The sequence below is a fragment of the Pseudoalteromonas sp. MMG033 genome (assembly GCF_057197785.1).
The window spans coordinates 2812081-2837366 of the sequence record NZ_CM170070.1; the positions used below are offsets into that span (position 1 = coordinate 2812081).

Genomic DNA, 25286 nt, shown 5'->3' on the forward strand with positions numbered 1-25286 from the left:
AAGATAAAAGTAACTGGTGTTTAACACCTAACTTGAGGATATATGCAATTATCACCTAAATTAGCAGCTTTAGTTGAAGCACTGAGATGTTTGCCGGGGATCGGTCCAAAATCAGCTCAACGAATAGCGTTTCATTTATTAGAAAGAGACAGAGAGGGTGGTTCTCAGTTAGGTAATTGTCTTACACAAGCGATGCAAGATATTGGTCATTGTCAGTCTTGCCGCACTTTTTCTGAAACACCTATTTGTGATATCTGTGATAGTGTCAAACGTCAAGATACCGGTTTACTGTGTATAGTTGAGTCTCCGACTGATGTATTAGCTATCGAGCAAACAGGTCAGTATACGGGTTTGTATTTTGTATTAATGGGGCATTTATCACCTCTTGACGGTATTGGTCCGCAAGAGATTGGTCTTGATAAATTGCAACAGACTTTGCAAAAGGGGAATATAGAAGAGGTTATTCTGGCTACAAACCCAACTGTTGAAGGCGAGGCCACAGCACACTACATTGCAGAGTTGTGTAATAACTCAAATGTGAAAGCTTCTCGAATTGCGCACGGTATGCCAGTTGGTGGAGAGCTTGATTTAGTTGATGGTATGACATTGATGCATGCATTTTCTGGTCGCAAGATTCTGTAACTTATACTATTTTGTTTTTCCTAAATATAGATGCTCTTTTGCACCGTATCGTATTAAATATCGCCTTTTGATTAGGTTTGTTTAAAAGTTGTAAAATTAAAAGTTGCAATTAGGTATAGAGAAATTTATCATCGAGGAGCTGATAGTTTTTGCATCATTAGACGGCTAATAGCTTGTTATTTTACGATATATGTTTGGTTTTGATCGACATGGCGTTATTAAACAAGTGGCCAAAGAGGACACGTCTAATTTTCTATCTTATTTAAATATATAAGGTTTTCATTGTGATAATGCTCATCGCCGCTATATTGCTTTATATTATTGTTATCGCTATATGTATTTCTGTGATAGTGAAAGGATACAACTTAAATTTTATTGAAAGAAAAATAAAAAATGTAACTCTAGATAATAAAGATTTTGCAGATCAAGAGATTTCTGAAAAGGACTACCATCAAGCATATGAAATAGTTGATGATCTTGCCGTTGTATTGGAATGTGACAATGATATGGTTAAGTATAATGGTGTAAAGAGTGTGTTTAAGCGTGTAGAAGCGTTTAGAGACCAAAAAAACTATGCTATGAAGAAAAATAATTCACTCGATGATGTAATGGAAGAATTACCTAGTGAAAAGAAAGCCAATCTATGGGTCGTTAAATAATATTTTTTTGTAGTTTTTGAATGAAGCTTTATTTCATAAATGAAGTTTTTCATGAGATTAAAATCGCTTATGTTTATTTTGGTACAGGCTAAGTACATCAATGTAGTCATAAACACTAGTAAAGTTTGCCTTTATGGATGAATTAATAAATTTAGCGGCTTGGTTCTCAATCGGGTTTGGCTGTATTGTCGTATTTTGTTTCTTATACCTTTTTAAAGAACGTTGGGTGCAGCTTGTTTTCGCAGGTAATACTAGCTTAAAAATTAAGTCTGACCATGAACTGCACTCATGTTTCCTCACCGCATTTGTAACTGTTGCCAGTTTTATTCTATTCCAGCAGTTGCTAGAGCTTTTGCCTAGTTTACAAATAGATAAACTGGTCAAAAGGCAAATTTTTTACTTTATTGCTGCCTGTGGAAATGCATCATTTATTATCGCACTAACCCTTTTGCATGCGATAAGAGAATGCACATTTTCTCAGGATGCCAGATATGCCTGCTATTTGTCGTTTGCAGCAATGCTTATAAAAACGGTGCAATTGGTTCTTTATGGCTATTTAGATATCGAATGGTTTTCTCCTTACTACATGCTGTCTATATTAGTGCTTAGCACAGCACAAAGCCTATTGGTCGCAAAATATCCGTTTAACTGCTTTATGCAAAGAAAGTACGCAAAGGATTACTAGTATGCCACTGTTGATTGTTATTCTGCTGATACACTGCCTTGTAATTTGTTTTATTCTTGCGGCCATTATTAATGGCCACAACTTAAATCGATTTGAAGAAAAAATAAGAGCGCTCTTTATTAAGCCTAATTTAGACGAGGGAGTACCGGATGAGCTTTATGACGAGGCGTATGAGATTGTTATGGACCTAGGTAAGGCATTAGAAATAGACAACGATATGACGAAACACGATGCCGTTCAAGTGGCACTAAAACGTGTTGAAGGCTTTAGAGATGAGTCTAAGGATTATCAATTAAAGTCAACAGAGCACAGCCCAAAAAAAGCTCAGCTAAAAGTGATAAAGTAAACATCACATCAGCAGCGACACCACCACTTTGAGGTCACTTAACTAATTTTTTTATTCTGACCATTGATTTGCTTATTTAAGAATGGCTCTAGGTCTCTAAGTAAAATCTTTCCACAACTTTCAAAGTTAACTTCTTTTCCTCTTTTGAACCAACCTAAATGGCAAATGAACAATAAGCTTTCTTTGGCTGTTTTGATAAATTCGTCTTCAAAGTCTTTGTTGTACGATTGGGTTACATTATCCGCGTTCATGCTCTGGGTGGAAGTGGTCGCATTGGGTCGTTGTTCACCCGTAATTAACCAGTAAGCATGATCTTCTGTTAATGGATGTGAAAAAAACTTTTCAATTACGGACAGTGTTGGCTCTCTTTCCCCTTTCTCATACTTGCGATAAGAGGCTGTAGGTATATCCAAAATTTCAGAAAAACTGATTTGAGATTCCTCTAAGGAAACCCTTAGTTGTTTCAATCTTGTTGCAAAAGATGTTGACATATAACCCAATCCGATCAATTATTTACTCAGTTGACCCAGATAGCCTACATCAAATGTAACAAGTTGTCTAATTGGGTCGGGGTTAATTTTAATCATTTTTTCTGACATACGTGCTTTCATTAAGCTTGTAATAAATCAGCATTTGTTAAGTAATTTGTCAGTACGGTGATGTAATAATACGGATATGTTATGAGTATAATCTCTAGAAATGAACGCTCTCGCAGAGCTCAGACACAAGATGCAAAGCGCTACATCCAGATGACGATACGCAGAATGCGTCAAGATATGAACTTAACTCAAGCACAATTGGGCAAAAGTTTAGTAACACCTGTCGATCAGGCAACCATTTCTAATTGGGAGTCTGGTAAAACTGAGCTGTCAGCCTCGCAGCTTTTAGATGTTATGATGCTGTTTGGCAAGCCTAACTTCTTAATGTTACTCGACCAATGTGATGTTCAGAGTAATACATTTGAAGACAAGAGAAGCGCTTAAACTCCCCTGACTCAATATGTAGTTGTGTACTGTACTTGTCTGTCAGTAAGTGCAGTACCAAAAACGGGCGCTCATCTCAGTACTTTACAAAGAAAAATGAGATCTGAAAAAAATCTCCATTCCCCCCTTGAAATATAACGCCTCAGCACAATATATCTTTTCATATTACGATTAGCAGGTTTAGACCTGAGTACTAAATAGATTAGGATATAGTCGATGTCTGATATTAAAAATAAAGAAAATCACCAGTTTGGAACAGATGTAGGTAAACTATTAAACCTTATGATCCACTCTTTATACTCGAATAAAGAGATATTCTTACGTGAGTTAGTATCTAATGCCTCAGATGCAGCAGATAAGTTGCGTTATCTTGCCCTGCAAAATGGTGATTTGTATGAAGGGGATGCTGAGCTTAAAGTAAGAGTTAGTGCTGATAAAGATGCAAATACAGTTACCATCTCCGATAATGGCATCGGTATGACGCGTGATGAAGTGATCAACTCTTTAGGTACAATTGCTAAGTCAGGTACTGCTGAATTTTTCCAAAACTTAACGGGTGATCAAGCTAAAGATTCTCAGTTAATTGGTCAATTTGGTGTTGGCTTTTACTCTGCGTTTATTGTTGCCGATGAGGTTACTGTCCGTACTCGCAAAGCAGGAGAACAGTCTGCGATTGAGTGGCAATCTAAAGGCGAAGGTGAGTATAGCTTAGTCGAAATTGAAAAAGCAGAACGTGGCACTGAAATTGTTTTACACCTTCGTGAAGACGAAAGCGAGTTTTTAGATGAGTTCCGCTTGCGTTCAATTATTACTAAGTATTCTGATCATATTTCTATTCCTGTTGAAATGTTTAAAGCGCCGGTACCTGAGTCAGAAGGTCCTGACGGTGAAAAGATTGAAGCACAACCAGGTGAGTGGGAAGCGATCAACAAAGCGACAGCACTTTGGACGCGTGACAAGTCAGAAGTATCTGAAGAAGAATATAAAGAGTTTTATAAGCACGTTGGCCATGACTGGGAAGAGCCTTTAACTTGGGCTCACAATAAAGTAGAAGGTAAGACTGAGTACACAAGCTTACTTTACATCCCTAAAAAAGCCCCTTTTGATCTTTGGAATAGAGATCGTCAAACAGGTCTAAAATTGTATGTTCAGCGTGTCTTTATTATGGATGATGCTGAGCAGTTTATGCCAAGCTACTTAAGATTTGTGAAAGGTCTACTTGATTCTAACGATTTACCGCTTAATGTATCTCGTGAAATTCTTCAAGATAATAAAATAACCCAAACTATCCGCAAAGGCTGTACATCTCGTGTGCTTAAAATGCTAGATAGAATGGGTAAAAACAAAGCTGATGAATATCAGACCTTCTGGAATGAGTTTGGTCAGGTTATCAAAGAAGGTCCTGCTGAAGATGCAGCAAACAAAGAAGCTATCGCAAAATTACTTCGCTTTAGTTCAACACATACGGATGAGAGCACTCAAAACGTATCTTTAGCGCAGTACATTGAACGTATGCAAGAAGGTCAAGATAAGATTTATTATGTAGTTGCAGACAGTTTTGCTACAGCTAAAAGCTCTCCACATCTTGAGATTTTCCGTAAGAAAGGCATTGAAGTTCTACTTATGTCAGACCGTGTTGATGAGTGGATGATGGGACACCTAACAGAGTTTGACGGTAAGCAATTCCAGTCTATCACTCGCGGTGATTTAGATTTAGGTAACCTAGAAGATGAAGAGTCTAAAAAAGCGCAAGAGGAGAGCGAAAAAGAAGTTGCGGGTCTGGTTGAACGTATCACTGAGTCACTAGGGGATAAGGTAAAAGAAGTTCGATTTACACATCGTCTAACAGACTCTCCAGCGTGTGTAGTTGTCGATGACCATGACATGAGTTCTCAAATGCAGAAGTTGATGGAATCAATCGGCCAATCAGCTCCAGAGAGCAAGCCTATCTTCGAACTTAACCCTGAACACCAATTGGTTAAGCATTTGAATGATGAGCAAGATGAAGATAAATTTGCACAGTGGTCTGAAGTACTTCTTGACCAAGCATTGCTTGCAGAGCGTGGTAGCTTGAAAGATCCAGTAGGGTTTGTCACGCGCTTGAACAAATTAATGCTAGATCTTAGCAAGTAGTAGACAGAGATGATTGTTTAAAGCACGACTTAATTTTTAAAGCGTGCTTTTAAATTACAGGGTTAGTTAGCCCTAACAGAACCAAATAAAAGAGCCAGCATTTGCTGGCTCTTTTATTTGGTATTAAAAATGCTTGAACTAGAGTGCTTTCAATGTGTCTATCACTTCTTGGTAATTTGGTTCAGAAGCGAGATTACTTATCAGTTGCTTATATTTTACTTTGTGATTTTTATCTAGGATAAATACGGCTCTACTTAATAAGCCCATATCTTTAATCAACAAACCATATTGCTCACCGAAGTTGCGCCATACGGCATCAGAAAGCGTTTGGACTTTATCTACACCTTCTTGCTTACAAAAGCGTTTTTGAGCAAAAGGCAAATCAGTACTTATTGTGAGCATTGCAATATTCGGATAGTCACTTGCAACTTTTTCATTAAAGTACTTAGTTTGTAGACTGCAAATGCCAGTATCTAAGCTTGGTACTACACTGATTAAAACGGCTTGTCCTTCAAATTGAGAAAGCGCAACTGGCGTAAAGTCAGCATTGACGACTTTAAAATTAGGCGCTTGATCACCAATTTCTACACCAGAACCAAGCAGGGTTACAGGTTTGCCGCCAGCAGTGACTTTGCCCTTATCAAGTTGGTTCTCATTAAGGGATGCACTGGCAGAAAAGCAGCTCAGTGCGAATATGGTTGTAGTAATAAAGGGGACTTTACGCATAACGTATTCCTTTTTAAATTTTTCGCAATTCACGACAGTGTATTATACTGATTTTATATAACCAAGCTTTGGTAGTAATTTGGATTGTAAATTAATCATGCATTGATTAACATATTTAGTCTGAACACTGCTGTTTGATAACTATAATTAGAATTTTGGGTAGTGCACCCAATATATAGAGAGCTTTTATGTCTACACCCGTCCTAATCTGTGATGATTCCAAACTTGCAAGAAGGCAGCTCGCGCGTTCTTTACCTGACGATTGGGACATCAAAGTAGAATTTGCAGAACATGGATTGGATTGTATTGAAAAAATTAAACAGATCTCACCTGAAATACTATTTTTAGACCTCAATATGCCACATATGGATGGTTATGAAGTACTGCAAGCAATTCAAGAGCAAGACTTAAATGTACTTACTGTTGTGGTATCCGGAGATATTCAACCTAACGCTCATCAGCGAGTCATGGAACTCGGTGCCATAGACTTTATTAGAAAGCCTTGCGATGCTAAAAAGTTGGAAGAAATAATCACACAGCATGGCATTAAAGATAAGGCGATCCGAGAAAGTTTAGTGCATAAACTAGGCGAGCAAGTTGAGCCTGAGTTGCGTGACATTTACCAAGAAATAGCGAATGTCGCGATGGGGCAGGCTGGTGATTTACTTGCAAGATTACTTAATGTGTTTGTTGAACTGCCAATACCTAATGTAAACGTTCTTGAGGTCAATGAACTGCACATGGCATTGCAAGCCATAGATGCCAATGCTTCTACATCCGGCGTTTGCCAAGGGTTTATTGGCGGAGGAGTTTCAGGAGAGGCACTGCTGCTGTTAAATGACTCTAGTTTCAAAGAAATTGCATCTTTGATGAAATATAACGGGGAGTTAAACCAGAAAGTTGAGCTGGAATTACTCATGGATATTAGTAATATCTTGATCGGTGCCATTCTTACGGGATTATCTAAGCAATTAGACATGCCTTTTAGCCAAGGGCACCCAGTCGTTCTTGGTCAACATTGTGAAGTATCTGAGTTGGTAAAAGCCAACAAATCAAGGTGGCAGAGGACATTGGCAATAGAAATTAGCTACGGAATTGAACACCATAATATTAACTGCGATTTGATGTTGTTGTTCACAGAAGACTCTCTGAAGACGTTGAGATACAAAGTCGCATACTTATTAGAAGATTAGAATTATGCCTGCATCTGATTTTGATATGAATGAAATCCATTGGTTAATGGATATGTTTAACACGGTAGATGTTGGGTTAGTTGTTTTAGACAGAGACTATCGAGTGTGTGTTTGGAACGGCTTTATGGAAAACCACTCTGGTCTATTACCCAGTGCGGTGAAAGACAAAGACGTCTTTGATTTATTTCCCAGTATTGATGAGTCTTGGTTTCGTGGAAAAGCCGAGCCTGTATTTGTGCTGAAAAACCGCTCATTTACTATTTGGGAGCAGCAACCTTATATCTTCAAGTTTAAAAATTATCGGCCAATAACAGGCAAAGCCGAGTATATGTATCAAAATGCGACATTTATCCCTCTTACTACTTTGACAGGGGAAGTGGGGCATATTTGCGTGATTCTGTACGATGTTACTGACGAAGCGATGAATAAGCTTGAGTTAGAAAAAGCAAATAAGACATTAGAAGAGATGAGCCGTACAGATGCTCTGACGAAGTTATCCAATCGAGGATATTGGGAAGAATGCTCAAGAACTGAATTCAAGCGTTTAAAGCGTAATCACGGCACAAGCTGTCTGCTTATGTTTGATATCGACTTTTTTAAAAAAATTAACGATGCATACGGTCACAGTGGCGGTGATGAGGCGATACGCCATATTTCCGACTTGTTGAAAAAGACATTACGTGAAACCGATGTTGCTGGTAGGTATGGCGGCGAGGAATTTGCGGTGACACTTGTAGATACTGATGCTGATGGCGCATTGATTTTTGCAGAGCGACTTCGTAGCATGATAGAAAACTCTGTCATTTATTATGATAGTAAAGAAATTAAGTTGACTGTGAGCTTGGGTATTGCTTGCTATGATGAGGCATTTGAAAAGCATGAGCAATGGATTGAAGCAACGGATACTGCATTGTATCAGTCAAAGGAGACTGGTAGAAATAAAGTCACAGTGTATGACCCTAGCATGTCACAGTAGTTAAATATTTTAAGCGTAATAACTCAGTTAATATTTAACGAGCTTGCGTCGTAGTTTTTATTCCAAAGAGCTACGACGGTCGATAAACTTCCTATATTCATAGGTATGATACTCACTCTGTCCTTACTTTATTTTTTGCTTACAAGCAAGCTATCCTCTCAGGCGACCCTCATCTAACATCTTTAAAAGTTTTAAGTTTAGCGCTGCTTTTTGGGGGGGCTGTACACGACTATATGAATGGCATCATATGGGTAATTTTTAGAGAAGTACTTTATAAGCTTGTTGTAAGTGGACTTACAATACAGTTGTATTGAATAATCTGTATCGTAAGCCCGTTTTGATTTAATCGCTGTCAGTGCTTGCTGGTGGGCATTGGCCAAGCGTATTAATACTGCCATCATCCTCTACTTGTTCGAGCCTAACCTCAAAGCCCCAGAGTCTATATAGATGCTTGAGCACTTCTATTTTCGATTCTGCTAGCGGGATTTTATCTTGAGGGACATATCTTAAAGTTAAAGATCTATCGCCGCGAACATCTACTTTGTACACTTGAATATTCGGCTCGTTATTACTGAGGTTATAATGCGCAGATAGACTATTCCTTACTTTCTGATAACCAGCCTCATCATGGATTGCCTTCACCTCTAAGTGAGGAGATGACTCTTTGTCCAATATCGTAAATAACTTGAAGTCACGAATGATTTTCGGCGATAAAAACTGGCTAACGAAACTTTCGTCTTTAAAGTTTTCCATCGCGAAATGAAGTGTATCTAGCCAGTCTTTACCTGCGAATTCAGGAAACCACTCTTTGTCTTCTGCAGTTGGATTTTCGCAAATGCGTCTGATATCAACCATCATATTGAAGCCAAGTGCATAAGGGTTTATACCCGAATAAAACTTACTATTGTAGGGCGGTTGATAGACGACATTGGTGTGGCTTTGCAAAAACTCCAGCATAAACGCATCACTTAACTTACCCTCGTCATATAAATGGTTAAGAATGGTGTAATGCCAAAAAGTAGCCCAGCCTTCATTCATGACTTGCGTTTGTCTTTGTGGGTAAAAGTATTGTGAGATCTTTCTTACGATCCTAATGATCTCTCGCTGCCAAGATTCAAGTAAAGGTGCATTTTTCTCTATGAAGTACAGTATATTTTCTTGAGGCTCAGAGGGGAACTGAGGTAAATCTTCGGTATCCTCTTGCTTGCTTTTTGGAATTGTTTTCCATAGCTCATTAACCTGGGATTGCAGATAATCTTCACGCTCTTTTTGCCGCTTTTGCTCTTCAAACAAAGAAATCTGCTGTGGGCGTTTGTACCTATCAACACCATAATTCATTAATGCGTGACATGAATCTAGTAAATTTTCGACTTCCTCAATGCCATACTTTTGCTCACACTCTGCGACGTAGTTTTTGGCAAATACTAAATAGTCAATTATTGAAGAGGCATCAGTCCAAGTTTTAAATAGATAGTTGCCTTTGAAAAAAGAGTTGTGGCCATAGCAAGCATGCGCCATCACCAATGCCTGCATTGGCATGGTGTTTTCTTCCATCAAGTATGCAATACAGGGATCAGAATTAATGACAATTTCATACGCAAGCCCCATTTGACCACGCTTGTAATTTTGCTCAGTTTGAATGAACTTTTTGCCATAAGACCAATGTGCGTAACCGATTGGCATTCCTACACTGGAGTAAGCATCCATCATTTGCTCAGCGGTGATTACCTCGATTTGATTAGGGTAGGTATCAAGTCGATAATGCTCGGCAACACGAGCAATCTCGGCTTGATACACTTCTAACCTTTCAAAAGTCCAATCTGGACCATCATTCAAAGGGTTATAGGTCATTAGCGCTTCCCCTCCTGTTTATGCTGCACCTTGCTGTTTTTGGCGGTTCTTTTTAAAGAGCTCTCTAAAGATAGGGTAGATATCTTCCACGGAGCGTATGTGCTGCATAGCAAAATTGTTGTAGGCTGCAGATAACCCTTGATACTCTCTCCAAAGGCTCTGATGTGCTCTTGTTGTTATCTCGATGTAGGCGTAATAACGCACTACTTTAAGGAGCTTATTTGCAAGAATATCAGTACAGTGAGGAGAGTCATCTGCCCAATTGTCCCCATCAGATGCTTGTGCTGCATAAATGTTCCAATCACCTTGGGAATACCTCTCAGCGACGATTTCATCCATTAATTTTAATGCGCTGGATACTATGGTGCCGCCTGTTTCCTGAGAGTAAAAGAACTCTTGCTCGTCCACTTCTTTTGCTTGTGTATGGTGACGAATATACACAACCTCAATGTCTTTATAGGTTCGAGTCAAGAACTGATAAAGCAAAATATAAAAACGCTTTGCCATGTCTTTAGTTGCTTGGTCCATTGAGCCTGATACATCCATCAAACAAAACATAACAGCTTTGCTGGTAGGATGTGGACGTTTTTCATAGTTTCTAAATCTGAGATCGTAATTATCAATGAAAGGCACAGCAGCAATGCGCCTTCTCAAGGTCTCTATCTCTGCTTCAAGCGTCTCTATTTTGTGCTGTGGTGGCACCGGCTCAGCCAATAATGCTTCAAGCTCTTTTTCGAGCTTCTTTAGCTTGTTACGCTTACTGGCTGTCATCGCTATTCGTCTTGCGATAGAGCCTTTTAACGAGCGAACAATATCCAGATTACTGGGCATGCCATCGTTGCAAAACCCAGCTCGGTGCGTTTTCATTTGTACCAGTTTATCAAGTTGACTCTTTTGTAAGTTGGGTAACTCCAAATCTTCAAACAACAGATCAAGATATTCATCTTTAGAAATTGAAAAGACAAAATCATCTTGGCCTTCACCTTGATCACTGGCATTGCCCTCTCCAGCACCTCCTCCTTGGCCAGAGGGAGGGCGCTGTATTTTGTCGCCAGTACTAAACTGATCGTTACCAGGGTGTATATGCTCACGGTTTCCACCTTTACCTTGATGGAACACAGGTTCACTAATATCACGTTGCGGTATCGATATACTCTCGCCGCTACTAATATCCGTCACACTGCGTTTATTAATAGCATCTGACACTGCTTCTTTAATTTGCTTTTTATAGCGTCTAATGAAGCGTTGCCTATTTGGCGTACTTTTATTTTTACCGTTCAATCTTCGATCGATGAAATGTGCCATTGACCACCCTCCAATCGTTAGATTACTGTGACTTCCGAACTCTTAAATACCATTCAGAAAGCAAACGTACTTGCTTCTGGGTGTATCCTTTCTCCATCATCCGGTTAACAAAGTCCTCATGCTTTTTCTGATCTTCTGCCGATGTTTTGGCGTTGAAGGAAATAACAGGCAGCAAGTCTTCGGTGTTTGAGAACATTTTCTTCTCAATGACTGTTCTAAGTTTTTCGTAGCTCGTCCACACAGGGTTATCGCCATTATGGTGTGCTCGTGCTCTTAGGACAAAATTGACGATTTCATTTCGGAAGTCTTTCGGGTTTGAAATGCCTGCTGGTTTTTCAATTTTCTCAAGTTCTGCGTTAAGAGCTGCTCTATCGAAAAGTTGACCAGTATCAGGGTCACGATATTCTTGGTCTTGGATCCAAAAGTCTGCATATGTGACATAGCGGTCAAAAATATTTTGGCCATATTCTGAATAAGACTCAAGGTATGCGGTTTGCAATTCTTTCCCAATAAACTCAACGTATTGTGGAATTAAGTAGCCTTTCAGGTGGCTCAAATATCGCTCTTGTACTTCTGCGCTAAATTGTTCTCGTTCAATCTGCTGCTCTAGTACATAGAATAAATGCACTGGGTTGGCAGCGACTTCGGCATGATCAAAGTTAAACACGCGAGATAAAATCTTAAATGCAAAGCGTGTAGAGAGGCCATTCATACCTTCATCAACACCTGCATAGTCACGATATTCTTGATAAGACTTGGCTTTCGGATCGGTATCTTTTAAGCTCTCACCATCGTACACGCGCATTTTGGAGTAAATACTAGAGTTTTCTGGCTCTTTAATGCGTGATAAAGATGAAAACTTAGCCAGTGTTTCTAACGTGCCTGGGGCGCACTGAGCCTCTTTAAGTTCACTGTTTTCAAGCAGCTTTTTATAAATCTTAACTTCTTCAGACACTCTCAGGCAATAAGGTACTTTTACGATAAATACCCTGTCCAAAAATGCTTCATTGTTTTTGTTGTTTTTAAAGGTCTGCCACTCAGATTCGTTAGAGTGCGCGAGAATGATGCCATTAAATGGTAATGCGGATATGCCCTCAGTACCGTTGTAGTTACCTTCTTGTGTTGCAGTTAATAGTGGGTGCAGCACTTTAATAGGTGCTTTGAACATCTCAACAAATTCCATTAGGCCTTGGTTTGCTAAACATAGCGCCCCAGAATAGGCATAAGCATCTGGATCATTTTGGGCAAAATGTTCAAGTTTACGGATGTCCACTTTACCTACCAGTGCAGAAATATCCTGATTATTTTCATCACCTGGCTCTGTTTTGGCAATCGCAACTTGGTCAAGAATTGAAGGGTAGCGTTTGACAACTTTGAACTTACTGATGTCTCCGTTGTATTCGTGTAACCGCTTGGTAGCCCAGGGAGACATAACCGTTTTAAGATAACGTTTCGAAATGCCGTATTCTTTTTCTAGTAACTCACCATCCTCTTGAGGGTTGAACAAACTCAAGGGGTGATCGTTAACAGGTGAGTCTTTAATTGCGTAAACAGGCACCTGTTGCATTAGATACTTTAGCTTTTCAGCGATAGATGATTTACCACCGCCTACGGGGCCGAGCAAATACAACACTTGTTTGCACTCTTCTAAACCTTGAGCGGCGTGTTTTAGGTATGAAACGATTTGTTCAATGGCATCCTCCATGCCATAAAATTCGTTAAAAGCAGGATAACGTGCTATTACACGGTTTGAAAATAGTCGACTAAGTCTTGCATCTGTTGATGTGTCGATCATTTCTGGCTCACCGATCGCCATGAGCAACCGTTCAGGCGCACTGGCGTAAGCAGCCTTATCCTCTTTACAGATTTCAAGAAATTCAGCAATTGTGAATTCTTCTTCTTTTGCTGCTTCGTATCGGGATTGGTAATGCTCAAATATTGTCATATCAAACTCCAATAACCTGTTAAATAAAATGCGTGGGCTAAAATGCTAGGCGTACTTAAAGCTTAGTCAGGTTCTTGGATATTTGCTTAAAAAATATGAGAATTTAATGTGATAGAGGTTTTTGATGAGGGGCAAAAAAGGCGCTTACGCGCCTTGTTTATTGCTTAAATTGGTACAGTTATACTGTTGTAATTAAGCTAGATTTTGGTTAGCAAAATCCCAGTTTACAAGCGACCAGAAACCTTTCAAGTACTCAGGGCGAACATTGCGGTAATCGATATAGTAAGCATGCTCCCAAAGGTCAACAGTAATAAGTGGTGTTACACCATCTTGTGTCAACGGAGTTTCGGCATTTGATGTATTAATGATGTCCAAAGAACCGTCAGCTAGTTGAACTAACCAAGTCCAGCTTGAGCCGAAGTTATTTACTGCTTTGTCGTTGAAAGCGTCTTGGAATGCCGCAAATGAGCCCCATTTTGCGTCAATCAGTTCTGCTACTTTACCTTTAGCTTCACCACCACCATTTGGTGCAAGGCTGTGCCAGTAGAAAGTGTGGTTCCAGATTTGTGCTGCATTATTAAAAACGCCGCCTTCAGAGCTAACAATAACTTCTTCTAGAGTTTTGTTTGCAAAGTCAGTACCTTCTACTAGGCCATTCAGTTTAACAACGTATGTGTTGTGGTGTTTGCCATGGTGGAATTCTAAAGTTTCTTTAGAAATATGTGGCTCTAATGCATCGATAGCATAAGGAAGTGACGGTAGTTCAAAAGCCATTTTAATCTCCATTTTTATGTTGGATACTCTAAACAGTTAAAAAAGATGCCATTGCTAGGGCACTTTTAAGTACGTTTTAGTGCTATATAGTGATACTATAATTCCTGAGTATTTTACTCAAGTTTTGGTAAACAGCAATGCCCGAGGCCAAGACTTGTAGTGTGAATTTTTCGTATGCGTTAATTTTGAGCAAAATGTTGCATGCGAACAGCTAATATCGTCATTTGAGGTATATATGGAAACCATTGATAAGATCAAACAGCAAATTGCAGAAAACCCAATTCTTCTATATATGAAGGGATCTCCTAAGTTACCTAACTGTGGTTTTTCTTCTCAAGCTTCACAGGCGTTGATGGCATGTGGAGAGCAATTTGCGTATGTAGATATCCTTTTAAACCCAGATATCCGTGCAGAGTTACCACATTACGCAAACTGGCCAACATTCCCACAGCTTTGGGTAGAAGGCGAGTTAATCGGTGGCTGTGACATCATCATTGAAATGTTCCAAAAAGGCGAACTTCAACCACTGATCACTGAGACAGCTGCTAAGTATAAAGAAGAAGCCGCAGAGTAATCAGCCGCTATATACTGAAAAGCCCGAATTTATTTCGGGCTTTTTTGTGTCCGTAGTATTTACTTTCCAATCTCTAAACTCATTCAACCCGTGTTTACCTCCCTATACGTTGAAGAAATGTCAAATATTGCTTTAGTGAATATTTATTCATTGGTGTATTTCTTTACGTTTACGTAAACTGCCCTTTTCTCCTTTCTTTAAATCAAAAGTTTAACATTTGATACCGGTGTCAATTCTTTTTAAGGAACTAAAAAAGCCTGTTTAGTGCATTATATTAAATTTTGGTTACGTTATAGATTCGTTGAAAAATATTCAATATAGTGAATATTTATTCGATATCTTGTTGACTCACTTTGATTTCGGCGCTAATTTTGAATATCTGCCAGTAAATCGTCGAAGTCATTCAAGCTGGCAGGTGTAGCAAGGGGAGGGGTCTATGTTATACGACTCGGCATTAGAAAAAGATAACTGCGGGTTTGGTCTGATTGCACATACACAAGGCCAAGCAAGCCATAAATTAATACGTACAGCGATCACGGGTCTTGATCGTATGCAGCATCGAGGTGGGATAGCTGCAGATGGTAAAACAGGTGATGGCTGCGGTTTACTGTTGCAAAAGCCAGATAGTTTTTTTCGTGCTATAGCAGCGGAAAATGAATGGCGATTAGGCAAAAACTATGCAGTTGGTATGGTTTTCCTAAACGCTGATGATGCATTGGCGCAGTCTGCTAAACGTATTATTAATGAAGAATTAGAAAAAGAAACGCTAAGTATAGTTGGCTGGCGAGTGGTGCCTACTCAACCTAATATGTTGGGACCCATTGCTAAGTCACAATTACCACAATTTGAACAAGTGTTTGTCAGTGCGCCTGAAGGCTGGCGACCAAAGGACTTAGAACGCCGTTTGTATGTCGCAAGAAGGCGAATTGAAAAGCGCATCACATCGGATGAACAGTTTTACATTGCTAGTCTTTCTGGCCTTGTCACTGTGTATAAAGGGCTGATGATGCCCGCGGATTTACCAAACTTCTATTTAGATTTGGCAGATCTACGCATGACCAGCGCCATTTGTGTTTTTCACCAACGATTTTCAACAAATACTCAGCCTAAGTGGCCACTAGCACAACCATTTCGTTATTTGGCACACAATGGTGAGATTAACACCATCATGGGGAACCGGCAGTGGGCACGTGCTCGCGCGTATAAATTCTCATCGCCTCTTTTACCAGATCTGCAACTGGCTGCGCCCTTTGTCAATGAAGCCGGTTCTGATTCATCCAGCTTAGATAATATTTTAGAGCTATTTTTAGCGGGTGGAATGGATATTTTTCGGGCTATGCGTATGTTAGTGCCGCCTGCTTGGCAAAAAAACCGCGCCATGGATGATGACCTTCGTGCATTTTATGATTTTAATTCAATGCACATGGAGCCTTGGGATGGACCTGCGGGTATCGTGATGTCAGATGGCCGCTTCGCTGCATGTAATCTTGACAGAAATGGTTTACGTCCTGCGCGCTATGTGGTTACACAAGATGGTTTTATCACAGTCGCTTCAGAGATTGGGATCTGGGACTATGAAGCTGATGAGGTGGTTGAAAAAGGTCGAGTAGGGCCTGGTGAACTGCTGGTTGTTGATACGCTTCATGGTAAAATTTGGCAATCTTCAGAAATTGATCAAGATCTTAAAGCAAGACATCCATATAGAGCTTGGCTTGAACAAAATGTACAGCGCTTAACACCATTTGAGGAGCTCGATGAGAAAGATGCAGGGCAAAGAGACTTTTCTGAGGAAACATTACTGACCTATCAAAAGCAATTTGGTTATAGTAATGAAGAAGTTGAGCAGGTGATAAGCGTCATGGGCGCGAATGGCCAAGAGGCTACTGGTTCAATGGGAGATGACACGCCATTTGCTGTGCTCTCGCAAGGGACTCGCTCAATTTATGACTATTTTAGACAAAAATTCGCGCAAGTAACTAACCCGCCAATAGATCCATTACGTGAAAATCACGTGATGTCATTGGCAACATGCATAGGTCGTGAGCAAAACGTATTTAATGAGACCACAGGTCACGCGAAGCGATTGCAGTTTGATTCACCCATCTTGACGTATTCAGATATCAAGCAACTCACTGAAGCAGATGACGCTCACTATCAAGTTGGCAAAGTAAATCTTAATTATGCACCAGACGAAGGCTTGCAAAATGCCATTGTGCGAGTGTGTGATGAGGCTCAGCAAAAAGCCGTCAGTGGCTGTGTGATGATTGTGGTGAGCGACAGAGATATTACTAGAGGCCAGTTGCCAATACCGGCGGCCATGGCGGTAGGTGCCATTCAACAGCGTTTAGTGAATGAAAACCTACGCTGTGACTCTAATATTATTGTGGAGACGGGCAGTGCGCGAGATCCGCATCAATTTGCTGTACTACTCGGTTTTGGTGCGACAGCAATTTACCCTTACTTGGCCTACGAAACGCTCGTTTCTCTATGTGACAAAGGTGTGATTAAAAAATCATATCGAGATGTGACACTTGCTTATCGCAACGCCATAAACAAAGGCCTGTATAAGATCATGTCGAAAATGGGCATTAGCACCATTGCGTCATATCGTTGCTCTATGTTGTTTGAAGCAGTGGGTCTTGCTGATGATGTTGTCGATCTTTGCTTTAAAGGCGTGGTGAGCCGTATAAAAGGCGCAGACTTTAGTGATTTTGAAGCTGAGAGCAAGCTATTAAACCAATTGGCGTTTAGTAAACGTAAGCTATTAAGTCACGGTGGATTACTTAAATTCGTCCACGGTGGCGAATATCATGCTTACAATCCTGACGTCGTGCAATCATTACAAGTAGCTGTTAAGTCGGGTAAATACGAAGACTATTTAAAGTACGCAGATATTGTTAATAATCGTCCAGTCACTAATTTAAGAGATTTATTGAAATTAAAACCAGCACATAACGCGGTTTCAATTGAAGATGTGGAGCCCGCAGAGGCTTTGTATAAGCGGTTTGACTCTGCAGCGATGAGTATTGGCGCACTTTCTCCAGAAGCGCATGAAGCGCTGGCAATAGCGATGAACCGTTTAGGTGGTTTTTCAAACTCAGGGGAAGGTGGCGAGGATAAGCTGCGATTTGGTAATGAGAAAAACTCTCGCATCAAACAAGTTGCCTCAGGTCGATTTGGCGTTACCCCCCACTATTTGCAAAGTGCTGATGTGATCCAGATAAAAGTCGCGCAGGGTGCAAAACCAGGTGAGGGTGGCCAATTACCGGGTGAAAAAGTCACGCCATATATAGCAAAACTCAGGTACTCAGTACCGGGTGTTACTTTGATTTCACCTCCTCCTCATCATGATATTTATTCCATCGAAGATTTAGCACAGCTTATTTTTGATTTGAAGCAGGTCAATCCTAAGGCGATGATCTCGGTGAAGTTAGTATCAGAACCTGGTGTCGGCACTATCGCAACAGGTGTAGCTAAAGCGTATGCTGATCTGATCACCATCGCAGGCTATGACGGTGGTACGGGTGCTAGCCCCCTAACATCAGTTAAATATGCGGGTTGTCCGTGGGAGCTGGGCCTTGCAGAAACGCAGCAAGCACTGGTTGAAAACGGTCTACGTCACAGGATCCGTTTGCAAACTGACGGGGGGTTAAAAACGGGCTTAGACATCATCAAAGCGGCTATTTTAGGTGCAGAGAGTTTTGGTTTTGGAACTGGCCCTATGGTCGCACTTGGTTGTAAGTACTTACGTATCTGTCACTTAAATAATTGTGCCACAGGTGTCGCAACACAAGATGATACGTTGCGTCAGCGTCATTATCATGGCTTACCAGAGATGGCGATGAATTACTTCAAGTTTATTGCACAGGAAGCGCGAGAATTAATGGCTACCTTAGGTGTGACTAAACTGACGGACTTAATTGGTCGCACTGATTTACTGGAAGCACTTGAAGGCAAGACGAGTAAGCAGCAAAAGCTGGATTTATCGCCAATTTTGGCCAAGCCGAATAACCCAAGTAAGCAAACCTTGTACTGTAGTGCAGAAAATACCTCGCACTATCGAGGTGAGTTGAATGAATCTTTGCTCAATAAGGCACAGCAAGCCATCGATGACAAGAGTGGTACATCGCTGGTTAGCCGGATTAAGAATACAGATCGATCAGTAGGCGCGATGCTGTCAGGCTATATTGCTAACTTGTATGGAAATCAGGGAATGGCAGCAGATCCAGTGGCAATTGAGCTACACGGTACTGCTGGTCAATCATTCGGTGTGTGGAATGCTGGTGGTTTGGAGTTAACCCTTGTTGGTGATGCAAATGATTATGTTGGTAAAGGCATGGCAGGTGGAAAGTTAGTGATCAGGCCACCACTTGGCTCTAGCTTCAAGTCTCATCAAGCAACGATTGCTGGAAATACCTGTTTATACGGTGCAACAGGCGGAAAATTATTCGCTGCTGGAAAAGTCGGTGAGCGCTTCGGTGTACGTAACTCTGGTGTACACGCTGTCGTTGAGGGTTTAGGCGATAACGGCTGCGAGTATATGACAGGTGGCGTAGTGTGTGTACTTGGTCAAATTGGCGTGAACTTTGGTGCCGGTATGACAGGGGGCTTCGCCTACGTTTTGGACGAAGAAAATGATATGGATAAACGCTTTAATCCAGAACTAGTAGAGGTGTTAACGTTAGATAACTTGCCTTCTCATCAAGAGCATTTAAGAGGCATGATTGCTGAGCATTTGGAATGCACTGGCTCTGATAGAGCTGAGCAAGTACTTGCTAACTTTGAATTATATGTACCTATGTTTAAGTTAGTGAAACCTAAGTCAAGTGATGTAAAGAGCTTACTTGGACATCGAGCGCGCAGTAGTGCGGAACTTAGAGTACAGGCGCAGTAAAGGAGGAGTTATGAGCGAAAACGTTTACCAATTTATCGATGTTCAGCGCGTTGACCCAAGAAAAAAACCGATATCAACACGCAAGAGCTCTTTTGTTGAGATTTATGAGCCCTTTTCAGGGCAGCAAGTGGATTCACAAGCTGACCGCTGCTTAGATTGCGGAAATCCATATTGTGAATGGAAGTGTCCAGTTCACAACTATATTCCTCAGTGGTTGAAGCTGATCCGCACCGGACGGATTTTTGAAGCCGCAGAGCTATCTCATCGTACAAATAGTTTACCCGAGGTATGCGGACGAGTATGCCCACAAGATAGACTTTGTGAAGGGTCTTGTACTTTGAATGAAGAGTTTGGTGCCGTGACCATTGGTAATATAGAAAAGTACATTACCGATACCGCTTTTGCCCAAGGTTGGAAACCTGATCTTTCGTATGTTACTTGGACAGACAAAAAGGTTGCCATTATTGGTGCGGGACCAGCAGGGCTTGGTTGTGCTGATATTTTAGTTAGAAATGGCGTTAAAGCGGTTGTCTACGATAGAAATCCAGAGATTGGCGGTTTGCTTACATTTGGTATTCCATCTTTTAAGCTGGAAAAAACGGTAATGGAAAAGCGTCGTGAGATCTTCACTGAAATGGGTGTGGAGTTTAAGTTAAATACGGAAGTTGGCAAAGATGTGACAATGGACGAGTTAATTGCCCAGTATGACGCTGTATTTGTCGGTGTAGGTACTTATCAATATATGCGCGGAGGCCTGGAGAATGAGGATGCTAAACAGGTATATGATGCCTTGCCATTTTTAATTGGTAATACAAATCGTGTGATGGGTTATGATGAGTCTCAGCAAGCCTATATTAGTATGGCGGACAAGCGTGTAGTGGTTTTGGGTGGTGGTGATACTGCTATGGACTGCGTGAGAACTTCTGTGCGTCAAAAAGCCAAATCAGTGGTATGTGCCTATCGTCGTGATGAAGAAAATATGCCGGGCTCTAAGCGTGAAGTTAAAAACGCAAAAGAGGAAGGGGTTAATTTTCAATTCAACGTGCAGCCTAAGGGCATAGTATTAAATGAGCAGGGCAATGTGACAGGTGTGCAGATGGTCAAAACAGAGCTTGGTGAGGCTGACAGTAATGGCCGTCGACGAGCGCAGGAAGTTGTAGGTTCAGAGCATATCATAGATGCAGATGCTGTCATCCTTGCGTTTGGTTTCAAACCACACAACCTAGATTGGCTCGCTCAGTATGATGTCGAAATTAATCACTGGGGCGGGATTGTAGCGCCAGAGCAGGGGGCCTTTACACATCAAACGAGTAACCCCAAGATTTTCGCTGGTGGTGATGCAGTAAGAGGCTCTGATCTGGTTGTAACGGCAATTTTTGAAGGCAGAAACGCCGCTGAAGGTATTTTAGATTACCTTGAAGTATGACCAAAAACTTAAGATAACTTAGTACTTTGCTTAAAGCCTCGTCATTTTAATGATGGGGCTTTTTTGTTTTAGAGCTGCTAACAGCTGAGCACTGCCCTTACGTTCTATTTTTTTGGATACTTTGTCCATAATTAACCGCAATACAAGGGAGGTTTTTAGCATTATCATAGGCTTTAAGATTAAACTTAAGTAGCAAAATGATTGAGGTACCTATGGCGTTTAAAAATAGCGATACAGACTATGGCAGTATTGCCAAATGGATCCATTGGCTCATGGCTATGTTATTTTTAGCAGCATACGTGAGCGTATATTATCGCCAGTGGTTTACAGAGACCAAAACACCTGAAAACTGGACGGCATTGCAATTACATTTATCGTTTGGTGTATCGATAATGGCTATTGTGGTATTGAGATTGGTGTGGCGAGCAATGAATAAATCACCAAAGCCTGAACCGGGTACTAACTTGGAGCATTTAGCTGCGCATTTAGGCCATTACGCCCTCTATGCGGTCATGATTATCGCGCCGATCACGGGGTATATTGGAACGGGGGTGCATACTGAGTTTTTCTTTTTATTCGATATACCAAAGTTTTCCGATACAGCGCTGTTTCAATACCTTGTAGTTGAAAGTTGGGGACTGACTTTCAAAGAGTTTGAAAAGCCGATTGATTTTATTCATAAAGAAATATTAGGTGCATGGCTTATGTGGATATTGATTGTCGGGCATGCCGGTGCTGCATTGTTCCACCATTTTGTGAAAAAAGATCGCACCCTTAAAAAAATGACCTCAAGCGCTCCCTAATTATTTCATGAGAGGTATCAATCTGGATACCTCTTTGCTTGTCTACAGTGGCTTAACAGCCCTGTACACTGAGTAGCTCTTTGGCACTGGCTCGCGTGGTATTACTTACGCTGTCACCACCGAGTAAGCGGGCTATTTCATCTACTCGTTTTTGCTCGTCTAGCGGTACCATAGAGGTGTAAGTTTGCGCATTTTCAACTGCTTTTTGCACAAAAAACTGTTGATGACCACTACAGGCAACTTGCGGCAAGTGCGTTACACAAATAACTTGTGTTGATTTACCTAATAAACGTAATTGCTTTCCTACCTGAGACGCAGTAGGGCCAGAGATACCCACATCTACTTCATCGAAAATCAAAGTAGGTGTAGTGACTTTATTTGCGATAATTACTTGAATTGCTAGACTTATTCTTGACAATTCACCACCTGAAGCAACTTTAGCGAGTGCCTGCATCGGCTGACCCGGGTTAGTAGATACCAAAAATTCAATATTATCCATACCGAGTTCATTGGGGCGTCGATCTGTCTCTTTGCTAAGCTCAATGGCAAAACGGCCATTTTCCATAGAAAGTTCGTGCATACTGTCTGTGATCAGCGTGTTGAGTGTGCTCGCAGCAACGGCACGGCTTTCACTTAGCTGGCTAGCAGAAATGTGATAAGCGTGTAATGCTTCTGCAATTTCATGCTCTAAGTCGTCGATACGCGCGTTATCTGAACAGATGTTATCTAGCTCTTGCTTTAAAGCAAAATGGTGAGCCGCGAGCTGATCTGGTTGAATTTGGTGTTTTCTTGAAAGCGCCATCGCTTGCGTGATCCGCTCTTCGATTTCTTGTAAACGGATAGGATCTTGCTCAACGCTTTCACCATAGCTACGGATCTCTCGGCAGGCTTCTTCTAGTTGTACAGCCGCTTCGCTGAGCATTTGAGATATGCCTTCTAAAGATTTATCTAACGTACTCAGTTCACTAAAAGTTTGTACACTGTGTTGAAGTTGGCCAAGTACTGTTTGGTCATCTTGTTCATACAGACTCATTAGCTCACGTTGCGAACTCTCCACTAAAGTTTGGGCGTGGCTGAGTCTGTTATGTTCAGCCTCAATTTGCTCAAACTCACCCTCTTGAAGCGCAAATTCATCGAGTTCTTCAACTTGATATTCAAGCAGTTGCTTTTTTGCTGCTTGTGCATGCTGCTGTTTTAACAAACTGGTGTGTTCTTTTTGCAGTTTGTGATAGTGGTTATATTGGGTTTTGACCGCGCTTAGCAGGTTATGGTGACCTGCATACGCATCAAGTAAACCAAGCTGATGCTCGGGCTTTAGCAGCAATTGGTGAGCATGCTGTCCGTGAATGGCTATCAACATTTGGCCCAGCTCTTTAAGCTGAGCTGCAGTTACAGAGGAGCCATTGATAAAACTTTTACTGCGACCATTTCGTGTGATCACGCGACGTAAAATACAGTTTTGCTCCTCATCATCGAGCAGTAACTCAGAAAGAAATTTTTGTGCTTGTGGCAGCTTACGAATATCAAATTGCGCAGAAATTTCTGCTTTACTACTTTCAGGGCGGATCGCATTTGCATCAGCGCGTTCGCCAAGACAAAGGGATAGGGCATCTATTGCTATCGACTTACCTGCACCGGTTTCGCCAGTAATGGCTGTCATGCCGGAACGCCAATCGATGTTAAGTTCACTGACTATGGCAAAGTTTTTAATTTGCAAACTAGTAAGCATGCTGTATATCCAAACAGTATTTTACTGTTAATTTATACAGCATTTATTAAAAAATCAACTTTTAATTGATGACGTCAGCTGCTTGCCTTGATGAAGGGGGCACTTGCTCATTGCCATCGCTAGAAACATCTTCAGACTCAGTGTTTACTTCAGGCTCTGGCTCAGGTTGTATCGCTTCGTATGAATCTGGTGTCTGTATTCGAGATATCAGCGCTGGCAGAATCTCTGTGTAAAAATTTTTATTGTAAGCAATTCCAGCTGAAGGCAACTCAGCAGCAAACAAAAATAGTTGTTCAGTGAGTAAATCTACCGTGTCATTGCTGCGGCATTTGTTTAATTCTGAGCCAACTTGGCTTAATAAATGCTCACTGACCCTTTCTAGGCGTGCCAAGTTTTCTTCATTATGCGCTTGAACTACGAAAAAATTGCCGACAATAGCGTTAAATTTTGGTGCATGCTTGGGTCTGATCAGTTTACAGTCAACATACTCCGCTATTTTTCTTTTATACAAAGAGGTAATGTCTTTTACGCGCTCATTAAAAATTTTTTTCTCAGCGTCACGGGCTTTTTGTCGATTGTTTTCAATGACCATGTATACGCCGAGGATAGTGATGAGCAACACTATCGATACAAACACTATGTAAGTCATGTTGTCTTACTTTTCCCTAAATTAGAAAATAAATCTGTCCTATTCTGCTTAACAAATTCACTTTAGTAAAGCCTACTGCCCCAATTTAGTTTTTCTCTAAGAACATGGTAGTAGGAATAGCTCGTTGGATGAATAAGTCTCAGTTTTTGTGTTGCTTTTTTAATCACCACTTCATCTCCAGGTAGTAGTGCAAGAACTACATGACTGTCACAACTGACCTGTAAACTCGCGGTATTCTCAGGGCTGAGCTTAAGTTTTATTTGTTTATTCGCATCCACGACTAAAGGTCGGCTTGATAGTGTATGTGGAAACATGGGGACCAAGGCAACTGCATTGAGTTCTGGTGTCAGGATAGGCCCGCCACCAGATAATGAATATGCAGTAGAACCTGTCGGTGTGGTGACTATTAATCCGTCTGAGCGCTGTGAGAAAACAAATTGCTCATCAATAAAGGCTTCAAACTCGATCATGTGCGCAACTTTATCGGCATGGAGTACAGCTTCATTGACTGCCAAATTGGCGCTTTTTAGCTGAGCATGGCGATATACTTCCACTTCTAACAAGAAGCGGTGCTCTTCAACAAACTTACCACTGAGTACTTGTTCAAGTGCGGGTTCGAAATCATGTGGATTTAAATCGGTTAGAAAACCAAGGTTTCCGCGGTTCACGCCGATCACGGCAACATCAAAACGAGCCAACACTCGTGCAGCGCCAAGCATATTACCGTCACCACCTACCACAACGGCAAGGTCGCACTTTTCCCCAAGCTCGACAAGGTCGAGCAACTGTTCATCTTGCAGAATATCCAGCTGTTTGCCTGCTCGGCGTTCTACAAAAACTTCATAGCCCAGTGCTTGCAAAAATGTATAAAGGCGATGTAAGGTCTGAGCCGCGCCGTCATGATTCGGTTTGCCAATAAGGCCGATGGTGTTAAATGGAGTGCTCATTTTTAACGCAAATCCTTGGTGTGTAAACTCCCTCCAAGATTATCTT

The 25286-nt window shown here is 41.1% G+C and carries 21 protein-coding genes; 12 read left to right on the top strand and 9 right to left on the bottom strand.

Annotated features, from left to right (window positions below; translation table 11 throughout):
* Positions 1 to 42 precede the first annotated feature (42 nt).
* The 4 genes from recR to AC2CZC_RS12355 all read left to right on the top strand — a co-directional run bounded on the left by recR (position 43) and on the right by AC2CZC_RS12355 (position 2332).
* Positions 43 to 642, top strand: coding sequence for a recombination mediator RecR (gene recR, locus AC2CZC_RS12340; RefSeq protein ID WP_484582000.1), 600 nt, complete (start codon positions 43 to 45; stop codon positions 640 to 642).
* Between the two features lie 284 nt (positions 643 to 926).
* Entirely contained in the window at positions 927 to 1301 is a 375-nt protein-coding gene (locus AC2CZC_RS12345; RefSeq protein ID WP_484582001.1) for a hypothetical protein, read from the top strand.
* Positions 1302 to 1434: 133 nt separating this feature from the next.
* Positions 1435 to 1986 carry a hypothetical protein gene (locus tag AC2CZC_RS12350; protein WP_484582002.1) on the top strand — a complete coding sequence of 184 codons (552 nt, stop codon included), beginning with the start codon at positions 1435 to 1437 and terminating at the stop codon, positions 1984 to 1986.
* Position 1987: 1 nt separating this feature from the next.
* Positions 1988 to 2332 carry a hypothetical protein gene (locus AC2CZC_RS12355; protein ID WP_484582003.1) on the top strand — a complete coding sequence of 115 codons (345 nt, stop codon included), beginning with the start codon at positions 1988 to 1990 and terminating at the stop codon, positions 2330 to 2332.
* 38 nt (positions 2333 to 2370) lie between these two features.
* Here the strand turns inward: AC2CZC_RS12355 and AC2CZC_RS12360 are convergent, their stop codons facing one another.
* Entirely contained in the window at positions 2371 to 2823 is a 453-nt protein-coding gene (locus AC2CZC_RS12360; protein WP_484582004.1) for a helix-turn-helix domain-containing protein, read from the bottom strand.
* A 189-nt stretch (positions 2824 to 3012) separates the two neighbouring features.
* Here AC2CZC_RS12360 and AC2CZC_RS12365 point away from each other — a divergent pair, with 189 nt between their 5' ends.
* Positions 3013 to 3315 carry a helix-turn-helix domain-containing protein gene (locus tag AC2CZC_RS12365; protein WP_063361997.1) on the top strand — a complete coding sequence of 101 codons (303 nt, stop codon included), beginning with the start codon at positions 3013 to 3015 and terminating at the stop codon, positions 3313 to 3315.
* Positions 3316 to 3531: 216 nt separating this feature from the next.
* Entirely contained in the window at positions 3532 to 5448 is a 1917-nt protein-coding gene (htpG, locus tag AC2CZC_RS12370; protein ID WP_484582005.1) for a molecular chaperone HtpG, read from the top strand.
* 138 nt (positions 5449 to 5586) lie between these two features.
* Here htpG and tpx read toward each other — a convergent pair whose 3' ends face one another.
* Positions 5587 to 6174 (bottom strand): thiol peroxidase, encoded by a 588-nt coding sequence (gene tpx, locus AC2CZC_RS12375; protein WP_484582006.1) that lies wholly within the window; start codon positions 6172 to 6174, stop codon positions 5587 to 5589.
* 188 nt (positions 6175 to 6362) lie between these two features.
* On the opposite strand from tpx, the gene AC2CZC_RS12380 reads away from it, so the two are divergent.
* Positions 6363 to 7367, top strand: a complete 1005-nt coding sequence (locus AC2CZC_RS12380) for a response regulator (protein ID WP_484582007.1) — start codon at positions 6363 to 6365, stop codon at positions 7365 to 7367.
* 4 nt (positions 7368 to 7371) lie between these two features.
* Positions 7372 to 8343: a sensor domain-containing diguanylate cyclase gene (locus AC2CZC_RS12385; protein ID WP_484582008.1), complete on the top strand. Its 972-nt coding sequence runs from the start codon at positions 7372 to 7374 to the stop codon at positions 8341 to 8343.
* A 342-nt stretch (positions 8344 to 8685) separates the two neighbouring features.
* Here the strand turns inward: AC2CZC_RS12385 and AC2CZC_RS12390 are convergent, their stop codons facing one another.
* The 4 genes from AC2CZC_RS12390 to AC2CZC_RS12405 all read right to left on the bottom strand — a co-directional run bounded on the left by AC2CZC_RS12390 (position 8686) and on the right by AC2CZC_RS12405 (position 14218).
* Positions 8686 to 10194, bottom strand: a complete 1509-nt coding sequence (locus AC2CZC_RS12390) for a SpoVR family protein (protein ID WP_484582009.1) — start codon at positions 10192 to 10194, stop codon at positions 8686 to 8688.
* 18 nt (positions 10195 to 10212) lie between these two features.
* On the bottom strand, positions 10213 to 11499 hold the full coding sequence (locus AC2CZC_RS12395; protein WP_484582010.1) for a YeaH/YhbH family protein: 1287 nt from the start codon (positions 11497 to 11499) through the stop codon (positions 10213 to 10215).
* 22 nt (positions 11500 to 11521) lie between these two features.
* Positions 11522 to 13444: a PrkA family serine protein kinase gene (locus tag AC2CZC_RS12400; RefSeq protein ID WP_063361990.1), complete on the bottom strand. Its 1923-nt coding sequence runs from the start codon at positions 13442 to 13444 to the stop codon at positions 11522 to 11524.
* Positions 13445 to 13636: 192 nt separating this feature from the next.
* Positions 13637 to 14218, bottom strand: coding sequence for a Fe-Mn family superoxide dismutase (locus AC2CZC_RS12405; RefSeq protein WP_063361989.1), 582 nt, complete (start codon positions 14216 to 14218; stop codon positions 13637 to 13639).
* 235 nt (positions 14219 to 14453) lie between these two features.
* Here AC2CZC_RS12405 and AC2CZC_RS12410 point away from each other — a divergent pair, with 235 nt between their 5' ends.
* The 4 genes from AC2CZC_RS12410 to AC2CZC_RS12425 all read left to right on the top strand — a co-directional run bounded on the left by AC2CZC_RS12410 (position 14454) and on the right by AC2CZC_RS12425 (position 21915).
* On the top strand, positions 14454 to 14792 hold the full coding sequence (locus tag AC2CZC_RS12410; RefSeq protein WP_023402222.1) for a Grx4 family monothiol glutaredoxin: 339 nt from the start codon (positions 14454 to 14456) through the stop codon (positions 14790 to 14792).
* 436 nt (positions 14793 to 15228) lie between these two features.
* A complete protein-coding gene (gltB, locus tag AC2CZC_RS12415; RefSeq protein WP_484582011.1) occupies positions 15229 to 19686 on the top strand; it encodes a glutamate synthase large subunit in 4458 nt (1485 codons plus the stop codon).
* Between the two features lie 10 nt (positions 19687 to 19696).
* The gene (locus tag AC2CZC_RS12420) at positions 19697 to 21112 is read left to right on the top strand and encodes an FAD-dependent oxidoreductase (RefSeq protein WP_484582012.1); all 1416 of its coding nucleotides are present in this window, start codon (positions 19697 to 19699) and stop codon (positions 21110 to 21112) included.
* A gap of 197 nt (positions 21113 to 21309) precedes the next feature.
* Positions 21310 to 21915 carry a cytochrome b gene (locus AC2CZC_RS12425; protein ID WP_484582013.1) on the top strand — a complete coding sequence of 202 codons (606 nt, stop codon included), beginning with the start codon at positions 21310 to 21312 and terminating at the stop codon, positions 21913 to 21915.
* 52 nt (positions 21916 to 21967) lie between these two features.
* On the opposite strand, the gene recN is transcribed toward AC2CZC_RS12425, so the two are convergent.
* The 3 genes from recN to nadK all read right to left on the bottom strand — a co-directional run bounded on the left by recN (position 21968) and on the right by nadK (position 25240).
* Positions 21968 to 23644 (bottom strand): DNA repair protein RecN, encoded by a 1677-nt coding sequence (gene recN / locus AC2CZC_RS12430; RefSeq protein WP_484582014.1) that lies wholly within the window; start codon positions 23642 to 23644, stop codon positions 21968 to 21970.
* Positions 23645 to 23705: 61 nt separating this feature from the next.
* Positions 23706 to 24293, bottom strand: coding sequence for a hypothetical protein (locus AC2CZC_RS12435; protein WP_484582015.1), 588 nt, complete (start codon positions 24291 to 24293; stop codon positions 23706 to 23708).
* A 62-nt stretch (positions 24294 to 24355) separates the two neighbouring features.
* Positions 24356 to 25240 (bottom strand): NAD(+) kinase, encoded by an 885-nt coding sequence (gene nadK, locus AC2CZC_RS12440; RefSeq protein ID WP_484582016.1) that lies wholly within the window; start codon positions 25238 to 25240, stop codon positions 24356 to 24358.
* Positions 25241 to 25286 lie beyond the last annotated feature (46 nt).

Coding starts and splice junctions, on each gene's coding strand:
- AC2CZC_RS12385 (WP_484582008.1), top strand. CDS start 7,372: ATGCCTGCATCTGATTTTGATATGAATGAAATCCATTGGTTAATGGAT.
- AC2CZC_RS12405 (WP_063361989.1), bottom strand. CDS start 14,218: ATGGCTTTTGAACTACCGTCACTTCCTTATGCTATCGATGCATTAGAG.
- AC2CZC_RS12390 (WP_484582009.1), bottom strand. CDS start 10,194: ATGACCTATAACCCTTTGAATGATGGTCCAGATTGGACTTTTGAAAGG.
- AC2CZC_RS12435 (WP_484582015.1), bottom strand. CDS start 24,293: ATGACTTACATAGTGTTTGTATCGATAGTGTTGCTCATCACTATCCTC.
- nadK (WP_484582016.1), bottom strand. CDS start 25,240: ATGAGCACTCCATTTAACACCATCGGCCTTATTGGCAAACCGAATCAT.
- AC2CZC_RS12410 (WP_023402222.1), top strand. CDS start 14,454: ATGGAAACCATTGATAAGATCAAACAGCAAATTGCAGAAAACCCAATT.
- recR (WP_484582000.1), top strand. CDS start 43: ATGCAATTATCACCTAAATTAGCAGCTTTAGTTGAAGCACTGAGATGT.
- AC2CZC_RS12350 (WP_484582002.1), top strand. CDS start 1,435: ATGGATGAATTAATAAATTTAGCGGCTTGGTTCTCAATCGGGTTTGGC.
- htpG (WP_484582005.1), top strand. CDS start 3,532: ATGTCTGATATTAAAAATAAAGAAAATCACCAGTTTGGAACAGATGTA.
- AC2CZC_RS12380 (WP_484582007.1), top strand. CDS start 6,363: ATGTCTACACCCGTCCTAATCTGTGATGATTCCAAACTTGCAAGAAGG.
- AC2CZC_RS12420 (WP_484582012.1), top strand. CDS start 19,697: ATGAGCGAAAACGTTTACCAATTTATCGATGTTCAGCGCGTTGACCCA.
- tpx (WP_484582006.1), bottom strand. CDS start 6,174: ATGCGTAAAGTCCCCTTTATTACTACAACCATATTCGCACTGAGCTGC.
- gltB (WP_484582011.1), top strand. CDS start 15,229: ATGTTATACGACTCGGCATTAGAAAAAGATAACTGCGGGTTTGGTCTG.
- AC2CZC_RS12355 (WP_484582003.1), top strand. CDS start 1,988: ATGCCACTGTTGATTGTTATTCTGCTGATACACTGCCTTGTAATTTGT.
- AC2CZC_RS12425 (WP_484582013.1), top strand. CDS start 21,310: ATGATTGAGGTACCTATGGCGTTTAAAAATAGCGATACAGACTATGGC.
- AC2CZC_RS12365 (WP_063361997.1), top strand. CDS start 3,013: ATGAGTATAATCTCTAGAAATGAACGCTCTCGCAGAGCTCAGACACAA.
- AC2CZC_RS12360 (WP_484582004.1), bottom strand. CDS start 2,823: ATGTCAACATCTTTTGCAACAAGATTGAAACAACTAAGGGTTTCCTTA.
- recN (WP_484582014.1), bottom strand. CDS start 23,644: ATGCTTACTAGTTTGCAAATTAAAAACTTTGCCATAGTCAGTGAACTT.
- AC2CZC_RS12395 (WP_484582010.1), bottom strand. CDS start 11,499: ATGGCACATTTCATCGATCGAAGATTGAACGGTAAAAATAAAAGTACG.
- AC2CZC_RS12400 (WP_063361990.1), bottom strand. CDS start 13,444: ATGACAATATTTGAGCATTACCAATCCCGATACGAAGCAGCAAAAGAA.